The sequence below is a fragment of the Amycolatopsis sp. TRM77291 genome, from assembly GCF_054166285.1.
Genome location: NZ_JBSZHF010000001.1, coordinates 3,900,469 through 3,919,925 on the forward strand (window position 1 = coordinate 3,900,469; position 19,457 = coordinate 3,919,925).

Sequence of the window (19,457 nt, forward strand, 5' to 3'; positions counted from 1 at the left end):
GGTCCAGCTAGCCACAGCGGCCGTCGCGGACGGGGCGGAACTGTTCCACCGCCGGGTAACCGGCCGCTCCCCTGACCGGTTTCCGTGCCGTGGGCAAGCGGTGGAAAAGGTATCCGGCGCGCCGGGACGGAATCGTTAACGTGGCTTTCGGCGAACCGGATTTCAGCGCCGAGACCCGTAGCCGCACGAGAACGCCGGCGTCCGCCGTGCCGGCCCGCGGTCGTCCGCGCGACGCCAGAACTAGTGCCGGAGGTAACGCCGATGACCCTGTCTCCCGTCGAAGAACGCATCCTGCCCGGCCCCCGCGCCGAGGCGGCGCCGCCGGCGAGCATGCTGTGCCCCGATTTCCCGTTCGCCTACGACGACTGGCTCCGCCATCCCGCCGGTCTCGGCCGCGTGCCACGCCAGGCGCACGGCACCGAGGTCGCGGTGATCGGCGGCGGCCTGTCCGGGATGGTGGCCGCCTACGAGCTGATGAAGCTCGGCCTCAAACCGGTGATCTACGAGGCCGAACAGCTCGGTGGCCGGATGCGCTCGGTGAGCCTGCCCGGTTACCCGGACGCCGTCGCCGAACTGGGCGCGATGCGGTTCCCGCCGTCCGCCGGGGCGCTCTTCCACTACATCGACAAGGTGGGCCTGGAGACGACGCCGTTCCCGAACCCGCTCTCCCCCGCGTCACCGAGCACGGTGATCAACCTGCACGGCGAGAACCACTGGGCGCGCACGTCCGCCGACCTGCCGCCGGTGTACCGCGAGGTCAACGACGCCTGGACGAAGACGCTCCAGGAGCAGGCGGACATGTCGCTGATGGAGGACGCCATCCGGCGCCGGGACATCCCGACCATCAAGGCACTGTGGAACCACCTGGTCACCAAGTTCGACAACGTGTCGTTCTACGGCTTCCTGACCTCGTCGCCGCTGTTCTCGTCCTTCGAGCACCGCGAGATCTTCGGCCAGGTCGGCTTCGGCTGCGGCGGCTGGGACACCGACTTCCCCAACTCCGCGCTCGAAATCCTGCGGGTGATCTGCACCGACACCAGCGACGAGCACCACCGGATCCTCGGCGGCTGCCAGCAGCTGCCGCTCGGGCTGTGGGCCGACGAGCCCACCGACCTCGAATACTGGCCGTCCGGCACCTCGCTGAAAAGCCTGCACGGCGGCGAACCGCGCCCGGCGGTGGTGCGCATCGACCGCACCGGCCGTGGGTTCACCATCGAGGACGCGAACCGCGACGTGCGCACGTACCCGGCGGCGATCTTCGCCGCGCAGAACTGGAACCTGCTCTCGGGGATGAAGAGCGACGACGCCCTGCTGCCGCAGCCGGTCTGGACCGCGCTGGAGCGCACCCACTACATGGGCGCGTCGAAACTGTTCGTCATCACCGACCGGCCGTTCTGGCTCGACCAGGACCCGGCGACCGGCCGCGACGTGATGAGCACGACGCTCACCGACCGCATCCCGCGCGGGGTCTACCTGATCGACAACGGCCCCGACGAGCCCGGCACGATGCTGCTGTCCTACACCTGGAACGACGACTCGCTCAAGGTCGCGTCGCTGAGCCCGGACGAGCGGCTCGACGTGATGCTCTCCGCGCTGGCCAAGATCTATCCGGGCGTCGACATCCGTTCGCACATGATCGGCCCGCCGATCGCGATCACCTGGGAGACGCAGCCGCATTTCAAGGGCGCCTTCAAATCCTGCCTTCCCGGCAGCTACCGCTACCAGCGGCGCCTGTTCACCCAGTTCATGCAGCGTGACGCCGCCGAGCACCACCGCGGCTTCTTCCTCGCCGGCGACGACGTCGCGTGGATCGCCGGTTTCTCCGAGAGCGCGGTCACCACCGCGCTGAACGCCGTATGGGGCGTCGTCGAGCACCTGGGCGGCGGCACCCATCCGGACAACCCCGGTCCCGGCGACGTGTTCGACGAAATCGCCCCGGTGAGCCTCGATTGACAGCGGAAAGGACTTCCCCATGTTCGCGAAGATCTATTCCCCCGACGCGGTCACCGGCGGCGCGGCCTTCGAACAGCAGGCCCTCCGCGTCGCCGAGGTGCTGCGGGACCGCGGCGTCGGCTCCGGCGACCGTGTCCTGCTCAAGGCCGACAACACGCTGGCCTATCTGACGATCCTCGTCGCGCTGATGCACGTCGGCGCGTCGGTGGTGCTCGTCGACCACATGGAGCACGCCGACCGCACCGCCGAGACGATCGCCGGTTCCGGTGTCGTGCTGGCCGTCATCGACGACGACGCGCCGATGCCGCCGGACGCGCCGTCGGCCTACACCTACGAGATCATGGTGGCCGCCGCCGACCGGGCCCCCACGGACGTCCGGTTACGTTTCGACGTCTGGGAAAAGCTGCCCGACAGTCTCGTGATGTGGTCGTCCGGTTCGACCGGTGTCCCCAAGGGCGTCGCGAAGAACGGCGCGCGGTTCCTGAAGAACCTCGAACGCAACGCCGATCTGGTCGGCCACGTAGCGGACGACGTCCTCCTGCCGCTGCTGCCGTTCAACCATCAGTACGGCCTTTCGATGGTGATGATCGCGTGGCTGCGGGACTGCTCGCTGGTGATCGCGCCCTACCGCCGCCCCGACCGCGCGCTGCGCCTGGCCGGACGCGCCGGGGCGACGGTCGTCGACGCGACGCCGTCCACGTATCGCAGCCTGTTCAACATCATCGGCAAACGCCCGGCGCTCAAAGAGGAATTCTCCCGGGTGCGCATGCTGTGCAGCGGCGCCGCGCCGCTCGAACCCGGCGTCGTGGACCAGGCCGAAGAGCTGTTCGGCATGCCGCTGCTCGACAGCTACGGCAGCACCGAGATGGGCAACGTCGCCTTCGCCAACATCGGGAACCCGCGCGGCTGCGGGCAGATCGTCGAAGGGCTGGCCCTGGAGGTCCGCGCCGACGACGGCACCGTGCTGCCGCCCGGCGAGATCGGCGAACTGTTCGTCCTCGACCCCGACCTCATGGAGGGCTACCTCGACGCCGGCGGGCAGGTGATCCCCGCCGACCGCGGCTGGTACGCGACCGGCGACCTCGGTCGTCTCGACGCGGACGGGAACCTGTTCGTCGTCGGGCGTAAACGGGCGGTGCACCGCAACGGGCACACCCTGCATCCCGAGGTGATCGAGCACCGGCTGGCCGGCGAAGGCTGCTCCGCGAAGATCGTCGCGCTGCCCGACCAGCGGCGCGGGTCGAGCCTGGTCTTCGTCGTCGAGGACGACGCGCGGCGGGACTCGCGGTACTGGCGCGACCGGATCTGCGGTGTGCTGCCGCCCGCCGAGCAGCCGAACCGCGTCCTCGTCACCGATCAGTTCCCGTTGAACCGCAACGGGAAACCGGACCGGAAGCGGCTGGAGCAGTTCGCCGCCGCCGAACAACTCTGATCCCCACCACGAAACCGGGTGTGCGCAGTGGAAAGTTCCACCGATGCCGTCCTGTTCCCCGGCATGGGCCCGGCCCGTGCCCGCGAACTGGGCCGCTTCCTCGTCATCGATCCCCTGGCCCGGCGCCTGCTCGGCGTGGCGGAGCAGGCGCTCGGCCGCTCTCTGCTGGATCCGCTCGCCAGAACGGACGAGGAGTACAACGAGCACACCCAGATCGCGTTCGTGCTCGCGTCGCTGGCGCTGGCCGAACGCGCCGAGCGGGAGCACGGGCTGGTGCCGGTCGCGGTCGGCGGCGCCAGCTTCGGCGAACGCGCCGCCGTGGTCCGCGCGGGCGCACTTCCCGTGGCGGATCTCGTCCGCCTCGTCGACGCCGTCGCCCGGCGGGAAGGAGAGTACTTCGAGACGGCGCACCAGGATCTCGTCAGCCAGTTCATCGTGCGCACGCCGGAAGCGGCGCTCGGCGGGATCCTCGACGGGATCGGCCACGAACTCTCCGGCCGGTTCGACGACGAGGTCCACCTGGTGACCCTGCGCGAGTCCGATTTGGACGAATTCGTCCGGCGCGTCCGGGCCGCCGGCGGCTACGCGCTCACCACGATGCGTCCCGCGGCGCACGCGCGGATGCTCGGCGGACTGCGCGACCGGCTGGCGGAAGAGGTCTTCGGCGGCTTCCGTTTCGCGGATCCGGAGCTGCCGATCGTGTCCGATCAGGACGGTGAGCCGGTCCGGACCGGCGGCGAGGCGGCGTCGCTCCTGCTGGAGTCGACCGTCAACGCTGTCCGGCTGCCGGGGCTGGTCCACCGGTTCGCCACGCTCGGCGTCGGCCGGGTCCTCGTCGCCGGCCCGGACCACCTGCTGCACCGGCTGCCCGGGCTGACGTCGGCGTTCACCCTGCTGCGCGCCGACCTCCGGGACACCCTGAAGCCGAGACGGCGAGCCCGCCTTCGAGAGGCGGTGGCCGCATGAGCACCAAGGTCCGCGACATCGCGACGATCATGGTGTCCTGCCTGGCGCAGCTGATGGTCGCGATCGACATGACCGTGCTGCATCTCGCGGTCCCCGCGCTGACCACGCAGCTCGGCGCGTCGGCCGAGGAACTGCTGTGGATCGCCGACGTCTACGGGTTCGCCATGGGCGGCCTGCTGGTGACCATGGGCAATTTCGGCGACCGGTTCGGCAGGCGCCGGGTGCTGCTCATCGGCGTCACCGCGTTCGCGCTGGGCTCGCTGGTGGCGGCCTACGCCCCGAGCGCCGAACTGCTCATCACGGCCCGCGCGCTGCTGGGGATCGCGGGTGCCGCCGTGTTGCCTTCGACGACTTCCTTGCTGCGTGCGGTCTTCACCACGCAACGGGCGCGGACCGCCGCGGTCGGGGTCACCGCCGGGGTTTCGGCCGCGGGCTTCGCCATCGGCCCCATCGTCGGCGGGGTCCTGCTGGAACACTTCTGGTGGGGTTCGGTCTTCCTCGTCAACATCCCGGTGGCGCTGCTGATCCTCGGCGCCGCCCGGGTCGTACCGGAATCCCGGTCCAGCGGCAGGCTGCGGCTCGACCTGCCCAGTGTCCTGCTGTCCATCGTCGGGCTGGTCGCCGTGGTGTACGCGCTGAAGGGCGCGTTCTACGTCGGGCTCTGGTACCCGGAGGTGCTCGGTGCGTTCGCTCTGGGAGGCGCGTCGCTGCTGTGGTTCGCCCGGCGTCAGCGACGGCTGGAGCAGCCGCTGATCGACCTCGATCTGTTCCGGCGGCGCGGTTTCTCGGCGTCGGTCGGCTCGAATCTGGTGTCGGTGTTCACGATGTCGGCGTTCGCGCTGATCTCCAGCCAGTACTTCCAGCTCGTGCTGGGCTGGAGCCCGCTGCGCTCCGGGCTGGCGTTCGTGCCCGGCGCTATCGCCGCGCTCGTCGCGGGCGGTGTCGTGGCGGCCAAGGCGGTGCGCCGGTTCGGCCGGGCGCCGACGGTCTCGGGCGGGCTGGCGCTGGCGTCGATCGGCTTCGGCCTGTTCGGCGCGATAAGCACGGACTCGTCGTACCTGCTGGTGCTGGCCGCGCAGGTGGCGTTCGGCGCGGGCGCCGGGCTCACGCTGACCGTCACCGGTGACACGATCCTCGGCACCGTCCCCCGTGACCGGGCCGGCGCCGCGTCGGCGATCTCCGCGACCGCCTACGAACTCGGCGGCTCGCTCGGGATCGCGGTGGTCGGCAGTGTGCTGTCGGCGGTCTACCACGCCGAACTGACGCTGCCAGCCGGTGTGCCGCCCGATCTGGCCGCGCAGGTGCGGGAATCGTTCAGCGCCACCGCGGCGGTCGCGACCGGCCTGCCCGAACCGGTGGCGACGGCGGTCCGGACGGCGGCCGAGGAGTCGTTCGTCGGCGGCATCCGGACGAGCATGCTGGGCAGCGCGGCGGTGATGACGATCCTCGCGCTGGTGGCGCTGCGGAGCCTGCGAGGTGTGCCGAAGGTGATCGAGACCGATGTGCCGCCCCCACAACCCGCCCCGACCCCGCTGCCCTGACTTGGCGGGCGTCGCGCAGGTCCGGCGTCGAAGTACGTGAAGGCCCCCATACTTGCGCCTAGGTACATGAAGGGGTCCTTCACGGACTTGGCCGGGCGTGACCGTGTGGCTTGCCGCCCCGTACGACGAACGACCGACCGTGGTCCGCCGGGGCAACTATGCTGGCCGAAGGTGCCCCGGCCGCTTGACCTCCCGACCGTACGGTCCTCCTTGCGCCATGCTCGGAGCGACCGTCGCCCGGCCGCGCCGTGGTCCCGCGCCGGCCGAGGAGGGAAATGGGAGCGACGGCCGTCACGAGCGCCGGACCGGAGGACGCGCAGGCCGCGTTGGACCGCGCGCTCACCGGGCCCGGCGCGATCTGGGTGGTGCACGGGCCGCCGGGCAGCGGCCGCAGCACCGTCCTCTCCGGTCTCGCCCAGCGCGGCCGCCGCTCCGGCGCCGCCGTGCTGGCCGTGCCCGCCGGCCCTGAGCCCGGGACCGTCCTCCTCCGGCTGACGACCCAGCTGGTCGAGCTGATCACCGCCCTCGCCCGCCCCGAACTGGTCAGCATGCTCAGCGCGGTCGCCTGGCTGCGGACCCGGCTCGAGTCGGGTTCCGGCGCCGGGCCGCAGACCACGGCCCACGATCTGGTCACCGTCCTCGCCACGCTCGCCCCGCGCGGCCGCGTCGTGCTGCAGTTCGACGACTTCGATCTGCTGCCGCCGGATCTCGCCACCGTGCTCACCCTGGTCGCCGAGGGCGCCCGCGCCACCGGGACGGTCACCGTCGCGTCCGTGACCGGCCGGGGCAGGCGGGACGGCCCGGTCGGCAAGGTGTTCGCCGTCGCCGACGGCACGATCGGTCTCCGGCCGCTGACCGCCGAGGAGACGACGGCACTGCTGCCCGGCTGGACGACCCGCGCCGGGCGGATCGCGAGCGATCCCGCGCTCGTCACGACGGTCCGCGCCGCGCTCGGGCCGCTGTTCGGCAATCCCGGCACGGTCGGCGCGACGGTCGCGGGCCTGCGCGCCACCGGCAGGCTGTCGGTCATCGACGAGCACGTCTGCCTGACCGGCGCGGGCACGCCGATCGTGCTGCCCGGCGGACATCCCGAAACGCTCCGGCTGCGGCGGCTCGGGCCGCGCGCCCGGCGGCTGGCCGCCATCGTCGCGGTGCTGAGCGAGCAAAGCACCCCCACCCTCGAAAGGCTGCCCTGGCTGGCTTCCGCGGCCGCGCTGCCACCGCCCATCACGGGACAGGCCCTCGACGATCTGGTCCGGGCCGGGATCCTCCGCACCGGGTCCGGCGGCGCGATCGAGTTCGTCGTCCCCGCGCTGGCCGAAAGGCTCCGGCTGGAGCACGGGACGCGCTGGCGCACGGTGCTGCACCGGCGGATCGTCCGGGAGCGGCGGTCCGAGGAGATCGCCCCGCATCTCGCCGAGCTTCCGCCGTCACCGCCGGATCCCGAGGCCGCGGGCCTGCTGCTCGAAGCGGCGGCGAAAGCCGACCTGCCGACCGCCCGCCGCTACCGGAGGGCGGCGCTGCGGCTGCTCGCTCCGGCCGACCCCTGCTTCCCCGAAACGCTCCGAGCGCTGCTCGCGGACAGCCTCGCGGCCGGTGAGTACGGCATGCTGGCCGACGACCTCGCCACCGTCGTCGCACCGCGGCTCACCGGCGCCGAGCCGTCCGCCACCACGCTGCTGTGCTGGCTGGGCGCCCTCGCCCATGAACAGCGGCTCGCCGAACTCGACGTCGTCCGGCCGCTGGCCGCCGAAGTCGCCCGCGCCCTCGACGCGGCTCACGACTGCCGCCGCCTGCTGGACGCGGTCAACCGGGCGGACCGGCCGGTGGCCGCCGAGGCGGTCCGGGCGCTCGCGCGGGCCGGCGGCGCCGAGGACGACAGCCTGTTCGCCCTGGGCGCCGCGATCCTGCTCGGTTCCTTGCCCGGTGACGGTGGCAGGCCTGCCGAAGAATGGCTGGTGTCGACGGAGATGCCGCCGCACGAGGACGTCGCCGAGGCCGCCGAGGTCCTCGACACGGTCAGCGTGCTGAAGGTCCTGCTGCGCGGCCGCTACCAGCCACCTTCGAGCGGGTTCTCGAGCGATTGGCACGCCGTCCGGCAGGCCTACCGCGAGGGCGAGTGGGACACCGCGTTGTCGCTGGCGCGGCGGCTCGAAGGAGACCGTATGTGGTGGGACCCACCACGTCGCCACCGGTTCGCGAGTGTGTTCGCCGCGGAGATCTGCGCCCAGCGCGATCAGCCGGACCGAGCCGCGGAATGGTTGCGCCGCTTGCCTTTCCGGACCTCCGCCGACGCCTGTGCCGCCTGGGTCCGCTGCCGCCTGCGCCAAACCGGAGGGCAGCACGACGAGGCGGTGGAGCGCGGCTGGCGGGATTACCTCGATTGCCGCGAGCGCGGCGTGCGCGCGGGGATGGAACGGCTCCTCGCGCGGCTCCTGTACGGCGCGCGGCGCCAGGGTGACACCGAGTCCGTGACCCGTCTGCTGGCCGAATTGGAGAACCTCGCGACCCGATGCCCGACCGCGTCGGTCCAGGAGGCGGCCCTGGTGTGCGGCGGGCTCGTGCGCGGGGACATGGAAGCGGTACGCGCGGGGGTGAAACTGGCGCGGCAGTCCGGCGACGTGTTCCGCATCGCCGAGGCGTGCACGGCGTTCGGCGAGGTGAGCCCGGTCCCGGCGCCTTCACTCCTGGAAGCGCATCGGACGCTGGAGCGGCTCGGCGCGGTCGCCGAGCTCGCGTCCGTTTCGACGCTGCTCGAACGGCATCGCATCGCCTTCTCGCCGGAGCAGGCGGACCGGACCGACCGGGCGGCGCTGGATCCCTTGGAGCGCCACATCGTCGGCCTGGTCGCGAGCGGCCACACGAACCGGCAGATCGCGGCGGCGTTGCAGGTCAGCGAGAAACGCGTCGAGGCCCGGTTGACGTCGCTGTTCGAGCGCACCGGCAGCCATTCCCGGGTGGAGCTGGCCGCCGCGTGGCTGCAGGGCCGCCTGGGGACGGCGGCGCCCGCCGGATCCTGACCGGATTCACCCCGCCCGGTGGCCGCGCATCGCCGCGGCCAGCTGGGCGCGGCCGGTGATGCCCAGCTTGCGGTACGAGCTGGTGAGGTGCTTCTCCACCGCGCGCACCGTGACCTCCAGCAGTTCCGCGATGTCGCGGTTGCGGCGCCCGGACACCGCCAGCTCCACCACGCGCTGCTCGGTCGCGGTCAGCAGGCCGTCCGCCTGATCCGGCGGCTCCCCGGAGCCGGTCAGCCAGCTCGCGCCGCATCCGGCCGCGAGGCTCCGGCCCTCCAGCAGCCGTTCGCGGGCGTCGGGCCCGGTGCCCCGTTCGCCGAGCAGCACCAAAGTGCGGGCGAGTTCGAGCCGATCTCCCGATCCTGCCAGGACTTCCGCGGCCTCGCGCAGCACCGGGACGGCGTCCTCGTCGCGATCGAGCAGTGTCGCGCGGATCCTCAGCGCGCGTCCGATCGACGACGGCGCGCCCCACGACAGGGCCCGCTCGACCTCGCCCTGCGCGACGGCTTCGGCCCGCTTCGGATCGTCCGTCGCCGCCAGCAGCAGCGCGATCTGGCCGCGCAGCGGCAGCAGCACGCGGTTCCCGAACCGCTCCAGCTGATGCACGCAGTCGAGGAAGTACTCGGCGGCCGCGGTGTGGTTGGCCTCGGTCAGCGCCAAGGTGCCGTAGGCCAGCGACCGCAGCCAGGGGTCGTGGTCGGCCTCCAGGTTGTCGACGAGCAGCCGGGCGAGCGCCGGATCTCGTTGCTCCATCGCGATTTCGGCCAGCACGCGCATCGCCGTCATGGTGATCCCGACCCGGCTGGGGCCCGCCGAGGCGAGCACCGCCTGCGCGCGATCACGGGCGACGCCGAGCAGTCCCGTCGCCGAGGCCACCAGCGCCTGGCCCGCCCAGGCGACCAGCGTCGGGAGGTCGGGGTCGGCGGCGGGGCCGCACGCCGCCGCGAGCCAGGAGTCCACCCCGTCGAGCGAATCCGCCGCGGCCAGCACCAGCACGGTGAGTGGGAACGTGGTGTACATCTGGTCCGGTGAACCGGGTTCCCGCGCCAGCACCTGCCTGGCGATGTCCACAATGGACTCACGGGGCGCGGCGCCCGCGACGGTCATCAGGTACAGCAGGACCGCGACCAGTTCCCGCTGGGCCGAAGACCCCTGGGCGGGCTCTGGGCCGAGCTCGGCCAGCCGGTCCGCCGCCGCGTCGCCCGCGCCGGGCACTCCTCGTTCGAGGTAGCGAAGCCGGGCTTCCATGCGCAATGCCGCTTCGGCCGCGGCCGGGCCGGGGACCTCCCGCAGTTCCACGAGCACCTGCCGGAGACGGCGGACGTCCGCGGCGAACCGGAGCCCGGCCACCACCGGGAGCAGGCCGAGCGCGAAGGCGCGATCGACCGGATCCCGCATCAGGCCGAGTGCCTGATGCAGATGCCGGTGGGCGGCGGGCAGGTCGTAGCCGCGTTCGACGGCGGCGAGATCGACGAGCAGTTCCGCGCGATCGGCGCCCGGATGCGCCAGCGCGTGCCGCAGGTACTGGGCGGCCGTGCGGGGCGACGAGTTCGCCAGCGCGGCACTGGCCGCGGTCCGCAGCACGTCCGCCGCCCACGGCTCGGGTTCGGCGACCGTGGCGAGCAGCTGCCGCCCGATCTGCTCGACCGGCCTTCCGTTGCGGTACAGGACGTTCGCGGCACGCAGGTGCAGGCTGTCCTGTTCCTCCGCGCTCAGCTGGTCGGCGACGAGATCGCCCGCCATCCCCCCGGCGAACCGCAGCAGCCCGTCGGCGGGGGTCTCGACGATGCCCAGCCTCCGCAACGCGCGCAGTGCCGCGTCGAAGTCCGGGGAATCGAGTCCGGCGAGTTCGGCGAGGACGCCGGCCTCGGTCTCCTCGCCGAGCGCGGCCATCGCCTTGGCCACCGCGCGGACGTCGTCCGGCTGGGCGCGCAGGCAGCGGGTCAGCCGGGCCGCCGCGGGCGAGGGGCGCAACGCGGCGAGTTCGGCCGCGGCCGAGGCGACCGGGCGCAACCCGTGCCCGAGCATCGTGTTGACCAGCGCGTCCAGCAACATCGGCGAACCACCCGTGCGGGCGAGACAGGCGTCCGCGAACTCGGGGGCGGGTTCGGCTCCGCAGCGTGCGGTCAGATAGGCCCGGACACCGGCGGCCGAGAGCGGGGTGGCGTGGATCGTGCGCGCCGCGGTGCGGGCGATGTCCTTGACCACGATGTCGTCCGCGGAGTCGTCACCCTCCAGCAGGGTCGCGACGACGAGGACCCGCAGCCTGCTCATCCGCTTGGCCAGATAGGCGAGCCAGCGCGCCGACGCCGCGTCCGCCCATTGGAGATCGTCCACGAGCAGGGCCACCGGGCCGGTGTCGCGCACCATTTCGGTGAACAACTCCAGCAGCTCGTGCAGCACGAGATGGGCGCGGCGCGGGTCGGGCGGGTCGGCGGAAAACTCGCTGTCGGCCCGGACCGCGGTGAGCAGTTCCCCGCGACGGCCCGCCTCCAGCAGGGGTTCCAGCAGCAGCCAGACCACACCGTGGGCGACTCCTCGCTCCAGCGGCGTCGCCGCCGCCCGGACCACGCGCACTCCCCGCGCGGCGGCTTCCTCCCCCGCCGCGTGCAGCAGGGCGGATCGTCCCGCCCCCAGCCCACCGCGGACCCGCCGCGTGCAGCAGGGCGGATCGTCCCGCCCCCAGCCCACCGCGGACGACGACGAACTCGCCCGCCCCGGCACGGGCTTCGGCGACCGCCCCGGCGATCGCGGCCAGCTGATCCGCTCGCTCGATCATCACGGCGGCTCAGAGCTCCTTGTCCAGCGCGTCGAACAGCTCCCGCAACTCGGCCCGCCCGGTCACCTCGAGCTGCCGGTAGATCGCGGTGAGCCGCAGCTCGACGGCGCGTTTGCTCACGCCCAGTTCCTCCGCCAGTTCGGCGTTGGAGGCGTTCGCGAGCACGCGGCGGACGAGGTCGGTCGCCGCGGGCGAGAGCGCCCGCCAGCGCCGGGAGGCCGTGCGGTAGGACCGCCGCGGCCGGTCGGACAGCCGTTTCCCGAGGTCCGCGATCCGCGACGTCGCCCACGCGAGCTGGTACGCGCCGGCCAGCCGTTCGGCTTCCCGCAACAGCCGCGGCACGCCGCTGGTCTGGCCGCGGTTGAGCTGGGCGGCCGCGAGCAGAAGTACCGCCTCGACGTAGAGCACCCTGGCGGGCGACTGCTGGAGCGCGTTGACCGCCTGGGTCAGCCGGAACACCGCGTCCTCGGACCGGACCGCGACGCCCGCGCCCAGATGGGTCCGCCCGATCGCGGTGCGCGTGCCCCACTTCTGCGCCAGCCGCCATTCCTCGCTGATCATCGCGGCCGCGGTGTGCTCGTCGCCGAGCGCCTGCGCCGCGATGGCGACATGCGAACGCCACGGCACCAGGCCGGGGTTCAGCCAGCCCGCCGCGTTCATCCGCCTGCCGCATTCCTGGAACAGGCCCAGCGCCCGGCGGTGGCGTTTCAGGTCCAGTTCCAGCAGCCCGCGCATGAAGAGCAGATAGGGCGCGGAATACAGCGGCCCGCCGTCGCCCGCGGCGTCGACGGCGCGCTGGGCGGCGTCGAGGTTCCCGCGGGTGAGGGCCGCCGCGATCTCGATGGTGCGCAGCGACGTGGCGACCGTCGACGGCCAGCCGTCCGGTGGACCGGAGGCGGCGGCTTCGGCGAGCGCGTCCTCGGCCGCCTGGACACGGCCGCGCTGCAGATGGATCCACGCCTTGCCGGTGAGCCCGAGGGCCACCGGCACGCCCGCCCCGGCGGCGCTCGCGTCCGCGATCATCTCCTCGTAGACCGAAAGCGCTTCCAGGACGTCGTCGGTCTGGGTGAAGGTGATGGCCAGCGCCAGCCGCGGCGAGTAGAGGGTGATGGGTTCGCGGGACGGATCCGCCGCGCGCCGGGCCAGCCGTCGGGCGGCTTTGCCGTCGCGGCAGGCGATCGTGGTCAGCCAGGACGCGGCGGCCGCCTGCGCGGGGGTCAGTGCCGCCGGGTCGAGATCCGGCAGCGCGGGGATGCCGAGATGGACGGCGCCCGCCCCGCTCCCGGCGGCCAGCCAGTACAACGCGGTCAGATCCGCGCGGTCCCGGTCGTCGACCGCGGCCTCGCTCAGGAGAGCCAGCTCGCGCAAGGCGTCTTCCGTGGCGCCTCGCTGCATCATCAAGTCCACAGCGGACAGTCGCGTTCGGACGGTGTCGTCCCCGGAGACCCTGGTCGCCCTCGCCAGTCGCAGCCCGCCGGTGAACGGGCACGACGACGCCTCGACGGTCTCGAGCTCCAGGCGCAGCCGCGCCGACATCCCCGGCGGCGCGGGTTCGGCGAGCGCTCTCCGGTAGTAGCGCGCCGCTTCGGCGTGATCCCCGGCTTCGCGACGGCGCAACGCCGCGGCGTGCAGCGTCTCCAGGGCCCAGGCCTCGCCGACCGGTTGCGAGCCGAGCAGCAGCCCGGCGACGTCCTCCTCCGGGGCGGCCCGGCGATGCCCGAGTTCGGCGGCCCGGCGGCGCGTCCCCGCCCGCTCGTCCGCTCCGGTCTCGGCCAGCACCCAGGTGGCCACCTGGGGGTTCATCGGCTCGGCGGGATCGGTCCCGATCAGGCCGGCGTCCGCCAGCACCCGCAGCGCCCGGCCCAGCGGCATCCCGAGCGGCCCGGCGAGCGGCCGCAGGTACACCTCGTCGAGGGTGCCGATCGCGGCGATCGTCCGCACCAGCGCGGCGAGATCGGACGGCAGGCGGGCGAGCAGGTCGAGCACGGTGTCGCGGCGCACGTCCGCGGTGACGGCGGTGATCTCCGGACCGGCCGACGACCGGGCGAGCACCTCCGCGAGCAGGGCGGGATTCCCCCGCGTCGCCGCGTAGACCTCGGCCACCGGCGGCCGCGGCGCGGGGACCGCGTGCACCAGCCGCCGGACCGCCGCCTCACTCAAGGGCCGCAACCGCACCACATGCCGGTTCTCCCAGGGAAGACCGCCGAGGGACAAGGGATCCGCCTCGTCGGCGTCCTGCGGGCCGGAATGCGCGGCGATGAGCAGGACGGGGTCGTTGCCCCGGCGTCGCTGCAAGGCGGCCAGCCAGGCCTCGGACTGCTCGTCGGCCAGGATCAGGTCGTCGACGACCAGCAGGACCGGGCAGCGCCGGGCCGACTCCAGCAGCCGCTGGCAGAGCAGTTCGTGCAGGACCTGCACGTCGGTGCCGTCCGAGAGCGCGGCGTGCAGCCACGGGACGTCCGCGAGCTCCGGGATCGGTGCCAGCAACTGGGAAAGGAGCCCGTACGGCAGCTGCGCCTCGGTGGCCGAGCCCCGCGCGGTGAACACCTGCAGTCCCCGCCCGGCGGCGAGGGACGCGACCTGGTCCAGCAGTGCCGTGCGCCCGCTGCCCGCCGGGCCGAGAACCGCCGCGGAGCCTCCGTGGCCGTGTTCGAGATCGCCGATCAGGCGGGTGAGCAGACGCAGTTCGGTCTCGCGTTCGACGAGTTCGTCGGCGCCGTCGGCTTCGAGCCGCCGGACGGCGCTCACCGGACACCTTCGAGGACGGCCTGCCGCTCGTCGGTCTCTCCCAGCACCGCGGCCAGTTCGGGCCGCCCGCTGATCCGCAGTTTCCGGTACACGCTCGTCAGGTGCGTCTCGATGGTCCGGACGGTGACGAAGAGCCGTTCCGCGATGACCCGGTTGCTGACCCCGCGTCCGGCGAGCCGGGCGATATGCCGTTCCGCGGGGCTCAGCGAGGCGAACGGGGACAACTCGCTCGGGATGCCCGCGTCGGCGGCGGTCCGCTGGGCGCGGCGGAGCAGGAACCGGTCCCCGGTCCGCAGGCTCAGTTCGGCGCAGCGCCGCAACCGGGTGCGCGCGGCGACGCTGTCGCCCGCTTCGACGAGGGCGCGGCCGAGGTGATACTCCGCCAGCGCCTCCTCCAGCCGGGCGGGTGAGCCCGCCAGGATTCCCGCCGCCTCTTCGATCAGCGCGATCCGGCCGGGGCCGCGGGTGGCGACCGCGGTCGCGAGCCGGGCCATCCCGACCGCTCTCGGGGTGCCCCAGCGCAGTGCCGGCCCGGTTCCTTCGGCCGCGAGGTCCGCGGCCTCCTCGAAACGTCCTTCGTCGGCCAGCATGCAGGCGCCCTCGAACCACCACGGCGCCAGCAACGGATTGGCGATGCCGACGTCCGCGAGGCTCTCCCCGCATCGGTTGAAGAGCTTCAGCGCCGTCTCGCGGTCCCCCGCCGCCCAATGCACCCGCGCGTCGACGAGCTGGAACCACGGACGCATCACCGTGTGCTCCCACAATTGCGGGGAATCCGCTTCCCGCAACAACTTCATCGCCTTCGCGGTCTCGCCCTGCTGCGCCGCGACGGTCGCGTACGCGATCCGCGGGACGACACCGCCGGTCCGGCCTTCGGCGCGGCGGCTGAGCGCGTAGGCCTGCCCGGCGTCGGCCGCCGCGGTGGCGAGATCACCGCACCAGTGCCCGAGCAGACCGCGGAACGCGAGGTATTCGCTGCGCTGGGACGGCACCAGTTCGATGGCCCTGGTCAGTTCGTCCCTGGCGACGTCGATCTCGTCCGCGAGCAGCAGGGCCAGCACGGCGGAGCTGACGGCCGAATCGTCGGTGGTCGGGGTGTACCCGCGGATCGCGCGCATCGCCCATTCGGCGGCTTCGCGCGGCCGCGTGCCGTCGAGCGCGGCGACGACGGCGCAGACGGCCAGATGCCTGGCGTCGACGACCGTGTCCGTCGACCGCGGCTGGATCCGGGTGTCGAGCTTCGCCAGGCTGTCCCGGTCTTCGATGCCCACCAGGCACAACAGCCCTTCGAGCTGCCCGCGCAGTTGCTGGTCCATCTCGCCGCCGAGCACGGTCAGCACCCGGTCCAGCACGGTGACGGCGGTCCCGCAACGGCGGGCGACGAGCGCCGCCCTGCCCAGTTTCACCGCGGCCCTGGCCTGGTCCACGGGGTCCTGTTGCAGTTCGAGCGCGCGGCGCAGGAGGTCGAATCCGCTGTCCGGTTCCAGCAGCGCGACCGTCTCCGCGAGCTGGACGGCCAGTCCGGCGTCCGACGGCCTGGCGGCCGCGGCCGGCCGGAGATAGCGCAACGCGTCCCAGGGCGCGCCCCGGTCGCAGGCGCAGGTCGCGGCGTCGCGCAGCAGGTCGACCATCCACGTGTCGAGTTCGGCGAGTTCGAGCAGGTGTTCCGCCACCTCCTCCGGCGATCCGGCCGCGTCGCTCAGCAGGATCGCCGCGGTCCGCCGCCACCGGCCCAGTTCGGCGGGTTCGAGCGCGTCGAGCAGCCCTTCCCGAACCGGGTCGTGCCGGAAGGAAAGCCCTTCCGCCGCAAGGATGTGCCGGCTCCGGAGAAGCTCGACGGCGGTTCCGGCGGTGCGGGCGGGCACCTTGGCCAGCCGGGCGACCAGCGACAGGTCCTGCCCGCCGAGTACCGCGATGGCGGTGGCGACGGCCCTGGCGTAGTCGGGGACGCCGGCGAACAGGGAGCGGATCAGCGCCGCCCCCGCCGCGGATCCGGCCACCGGGGCGATCCCGGACGCGACCTTGCCCAGTTCGTCGAGCATCTCCCGCAGCAGCAACGGATTCCCGCCGGACTGCTCGACACAGTGCCGCACGAACGGCTCGCCCGGCTCCGACCCGACGGCCTCGCGCGCGAGCGAGGCGACCGCCTCGGCAGGCAGCGGACCGAGGTCGAGCACTTCGGTGCCGTACCAGGATTCGAGATCCGCCAGGTGTTCCGCCGCGCCGTCCGGTCCGTCGGCGGCCGACCGGACCAGGATCATCCGCACCGGCAGCCGGGTGGAGTGCCGGGCGAGCAGGCTCAGCCAGCGCACGGCCGGTTCGTCGCACCAGTGCACGTCGTCGACGGCGAACACGATCCCGGGCCGTCCGGCCGCCCATCCGGCGAAAGCCTCGTACCAGGCGGCGAAGTCGTCCGGATCCGGGACGCGCGCGCCCGCACGGCGCAGATCCCCGAGCAGTTGCCGCGAGACGGCGGCCCCGTCACCCGGATCGCCGGTACCCCGGCAGACGACGGTGTCCGTGAGAGCCGCCAGCGCGGTGTCCAGCAGGCTGGACTTGCCGATGCCCGCTTGCCCGCGCACGACGATGACGGAGCCTTCACCGGGCGCACCTGGGCTCAGCCGGGCGGCGAGCCAACGAAGCTCGTCGTCACGTCCCGCCAGCGCGCGTCCGGGTCTGTTGGCGTCCATCATCTCCCGCCTCCCTGTCGTCCCATCGGAGCCATTGCCGTCACACAGAGCGAACAATCGCTTACCTGGTTCCATCTCATCGTGTGATCGTCTTACCGAATAGAGCGTGCAACCTCGATAAGGGTTATCCCTCACTACGGGGACAGCGCGCGCTCATATGAGCACAGAACGCATCGAGGGCGGGATTTCGGGCACGAAGCAGCGCGCAGGCCCAGGTTGCCTGGCCTGACAGAAGGCACGGCAGAAGAAAACAAGGCGTGAACCACCGACGCCTTCGGGGTGACCACGCGGCGGCCAAGCAGTTCACTCGGAGGCTCACCGGCTGCTCAAACGAGCGAAAACGCCGCGAAAGTCATTACGAATTCTGCCGAAATACGTGCAACCGAAGTGGCCGCTCACCGGGACCGCACCGTGATCGCACGAGCACGTCACGCGATGGCCACCCGCGCGTCAGGTCCCGGTGATCAGCTCGCGCGCCGGGACTCCGGCACCCGCGGCGGCCAGGCCGTCGAGTCGAGCAGGCCGGTGGCGAAAGCCCGCGAAACCAGTTCGACCCGGTTGCGCGCCTTGAACTTCCGCTGCAGGCGGGCGACGTGGTAATCGATGCCCTGACGGCTCAGGTAGTACTTGTCGGCCATCTCCAGACTGGACAGGCCGCTGGCGATCCCCTGGAGGATCTTCGCCTCGATGTCGGTGACCGAGCCCAGATGCTCGGCGCGGGCGGCGGCGGGCGCCGCCTCCGGGAGCATGGTCAGCAGAATCGCCGCACCCGGCGCCCGCATCCGGCCCGCCACGATGGTCAGCCGGTCGGAGCCACCCGAACCGAGCCCGGTGACGCTGCCGCGGAACCGCTGTTCCCATCCTTCGGCGACCCGGTTCAGCCGGTCGCGTAAGTGGTCCGGACCACTGGTGACGAGCTCGGGGAACGATTCGCCGAGCACATCGGCGGGACGGCGGCCGAGCAGGCGGAAGAAAGCGGCGTTGCCGCTGCCGAGCCGCAACCCGGCACTGAGCGCCGCGAGCGGCATGTCGGCGACTTCCACGAATTCGCTGATGGTTCCGGGTCGTACGGTGCGACCCGCGTCGAAAGCGCGCGTGCCGATCGGGGAAATCGTTCGGATGCCGGCCATGGAAAGCCCCCTTCTACCTGAGCTGAATGTGTCCACCAAAGCCGTCCCTGCCCAAGACTCGGCAAACACTACGAAGGGGTGATCGACGGGGTCAACGAATTCCGGAGCAGTTCGTGGCCACCGAACCCACCGTGCGGACGGGCCGCACCGAAGGTTCGGTATCGGGGCCCCAGCAGGAGAACCCTCAGCTCAGCGGCCGGTTCGGTGACCGAACCCCGCGCCGCGAGGAAGGCGAAGCGAATTCCAAGTGAAGAAACTCTCGCGTTTTCGCTCCGCCACGATAGCACCGAATCCGCCGATCCTTAACATTGATTTAAGGTGGGCATCGATCGGATTCCCGAAGCGGATGGCCCGATGATCGGCACACGGCCGACTCCCCCTGTCGATCGACCGAATGGTCTTTAGCGATGGAAACGATCGATCGACCGGAACGAGCGTTGTCCATTGTAGACACAGAACCGCCCCGGGCGGCCAGGCACCCGGGGCGGCTCCGCCGGCGGATCAGACGGTTTCGCGCGTGGTCACCGCGTCCTTCTCCGCGGCCAGCGCGGTGCACGTGCGCACCCACAGCTCCCAGCCGCGCAGCGCCTGGTTGCAGTTCCAGCCGGTCCAGCGGCCAGCCTGCGCGCCCTCGTTGCCGGCGCGGTTGCAGGCGGTTTTGCTGCTCCAGCCCTCACTCACCTTGCGGTACGGCGTGCAGGAAGCCGCCGCGACGTCACCCGACGCCCCGGCCGCGCACGGTTCCGCGGTGCTCGCCATCGCCGATCCCGCGGTCAGCACCGACCCGGCGAGGGTGGCGGCGAGCACGGCACCACGGAGCACGAAGCGTTTGTTCATCGAGTTTTCCTTACCGCGAGCAAGACCCCTGCCCACAGTGGCCGATCCGCCGACGAAGATCAACCGCCCCGCGCCGAGTTACGCCTCCGATCACGCGAGTCACGCCCCTGAGCACGCGAGTCACGTCTCCGATCACACGAGTAACGGCCCCGGTCACGGCGGTCCTGCCCCACCGGTCACGCGAAGCCCCGCGTGCCGCCATCCGAACCTGCGCGAACCCCGGCCACCGTGTCGCGAAAGCCACTTTCGGGACATCACACGTCGCGAAAGTGGCTTTCGCGACACGCCTCGATGATGAGCACGCGGCCCGGCGGACCATGGCGCTGTGAAGTTTCTCCGCTGAACGCCATGAACGGGCCGTTCC

11 protein-coding genes are annotated in these 19,457 nt (G+C 72.3%); 6 read left to right on the top strand and 5 right to left on the bottom strand.

Going from position 1 to position 19,457, the window contains the following annotated elements; genetic code table 11:
- The first annotated feature begins 261 nt into the window (after nucleotides 1-261).
- The 5 genes from ACXIZN_RS17925 (at nucleotide 262) to ACXIZN_RS17945 (ending at nucleotide 8,912) form a co-directional block, all read left to right on the top strand.
- A complete protein-coding gene (locus ACXIZN_RS17925) occupies nucleotides 262-1,953 on the top strand; it encodes a flavin monoamine oxidase family protein (protein WP_457955772.1) in 1,692 nt (563 codons plus the stop codon).
- A gap of 19 nt (nucleotides 1,954-1,972) precedes the next feature.
- Nucleotides 1,973-3,385 (top strand): class I adenylate-forming enzyme family protein, encoded by a 1,413-nt coding sequence (locus ACXIZN_RS17930; RefSeq protein WP_457955774.1) that lies wholly within the window; start codon nucleotides 1,973-1,975, stop codon nucleotides 3,383-3,385.
- A 27-nt stretch (nucleotides 3,386-3,412) separates the two neighbouring features.
- A complete protein-coding gene (locus ACXIZN_RS17935) occupies nucleotides 3,413-4,351 on the top strand; it encodes an ACP S-malonyltransferase (RefSeq protein WP_457955775.1) in 939 nt (312 codons plus the stop codon).
- Nucleotides 4,348-5,892 carry an MFS transporter gene (locus ACXIZN_RS17940; RefSeq protein ID WP_457955777.1) on the top strand — a complete coding sequence of 515 codons (1,545 nt, stop codon included), beginning with the start codon at nucleotides 4,348-4,350 and terminating at the stop codon, nucleotides 5,890-5,892. Before ACXIZN_RS17935 ends, ACXIZN_RS17940 begins: the two co-directional genes overlap by 4 nt.
- A 275-nt stretch (nucleotides 5,893-6,167) precedes the next feature.
- Nucleotides 6,168-8,912, top strand: a complete 2,745-nt coding sequence (locus ACXIZN_RS17945; RefSeq protein WP_457955778.1) for an AAA family ATPase — start codon at nucleotides 6,168-6,170, stop codon at nucleotides 8,910-8,912.
- Between the two features lie 6 nt (nucleotides 8,913-8,918).
- On the opposite strand, the gene ACXIZN_RS17950 is transcribed toward ACXIZN_RS17945, so the two are convergent.
- The 4 genes from ACXIZN_RS17950 to ACXIZN_RS17965 form a co-directional block, all read right to left on the bottom strand.
- Nucleotides 8,919-11,600, bottom strand: a complete 2,682-nt coding sequence (locus tag ACXIZN_RS17950; RefSeq protein ID WP_457955779.1) for an AAA family ATPase — start codon at nucleotides 11,598-11,600, stop codon at nucleotides 8,919-8,921.
- A gap of 97 nt (nucleotides 11,601-11,697) precedes the next feature.
- Nucleotides 11,698-14,436 carry an AAA family ATPase gene (locus ACXIZN_RS17955; protein WP_457955780.1) on the bottom strand — a complete coding sequence of 913 codons (2,739 nt, stop codon included), beginning with the start codon at nucleotides 14,434-14,436 and terminating at the stop codon, nucleotides 11,698-11,700.
- On the bottom strand, nucleotides 14,433-17,126 hold the full coding sequence (locus ACXIZN_RS17960; RefSeq protein ID WP_457955781.1) for an AAA family ATPase: 2,694 nt from the start codon (nucleotides 17,124-17,126) through the stop codon (nucleotides 14,433-14,435). Before ACXIZN_RS17960 ends, ACXIZN_RS17955 begins: the two co-directional genes overlap by 4 nt.
- 464 nt (nucleotides 17,127-17,590) lie before the next feature.
- On the bottom strand, nucleotides 17,591-18,256 hold the full coding sequence (locus tag ACXIZN_RS17965; RefSeq protein ID WP_457955782.1) for a LuxR C-terminal-related transcriptional regulator: 666 nt from the start codon (nucleotides 18,254-18,256) through the stop codon (nucleotides 17,591-17,593).
- A 113-nt stretch (nucleotides 18,257-18,369) separates the two neighbouring features.
- On the opposite strand from ACXIZN_RS17965, the gene ACXIZN_RS17970 reads away from it, so the two are divergent.
- Nucleotides 18,370-18,507, top strand: coding sequence for a hypothetical protein (locus ACXIZN_RS17970; RefSeq protein WP_457955784.1), 138 nt, complete (start codon nucleotides 18,370-18,372; stop codon nucleotides 18,505-18,507).
- A gap of 250 nt (nucleotides 18,508-18,757) precedes the next feature.
- On the opposite strand, the gene ACXIZN_RS17975 is transcribed toward ACXIZN_RS17970, so the two are convergent.
- Nucleotides 18,758-19,093, bottom strand: coding sequence for a hypothetical protein (locus ACXIZN_RS17975; protein WP_126731890.1), 336 nt, complete (start codon nucleotides 19,091-19,093; stop codon nucleotides 18,758-18,760).
- Nucleotides 19,094-19,457: the final 364 nt, after the last annotated feature.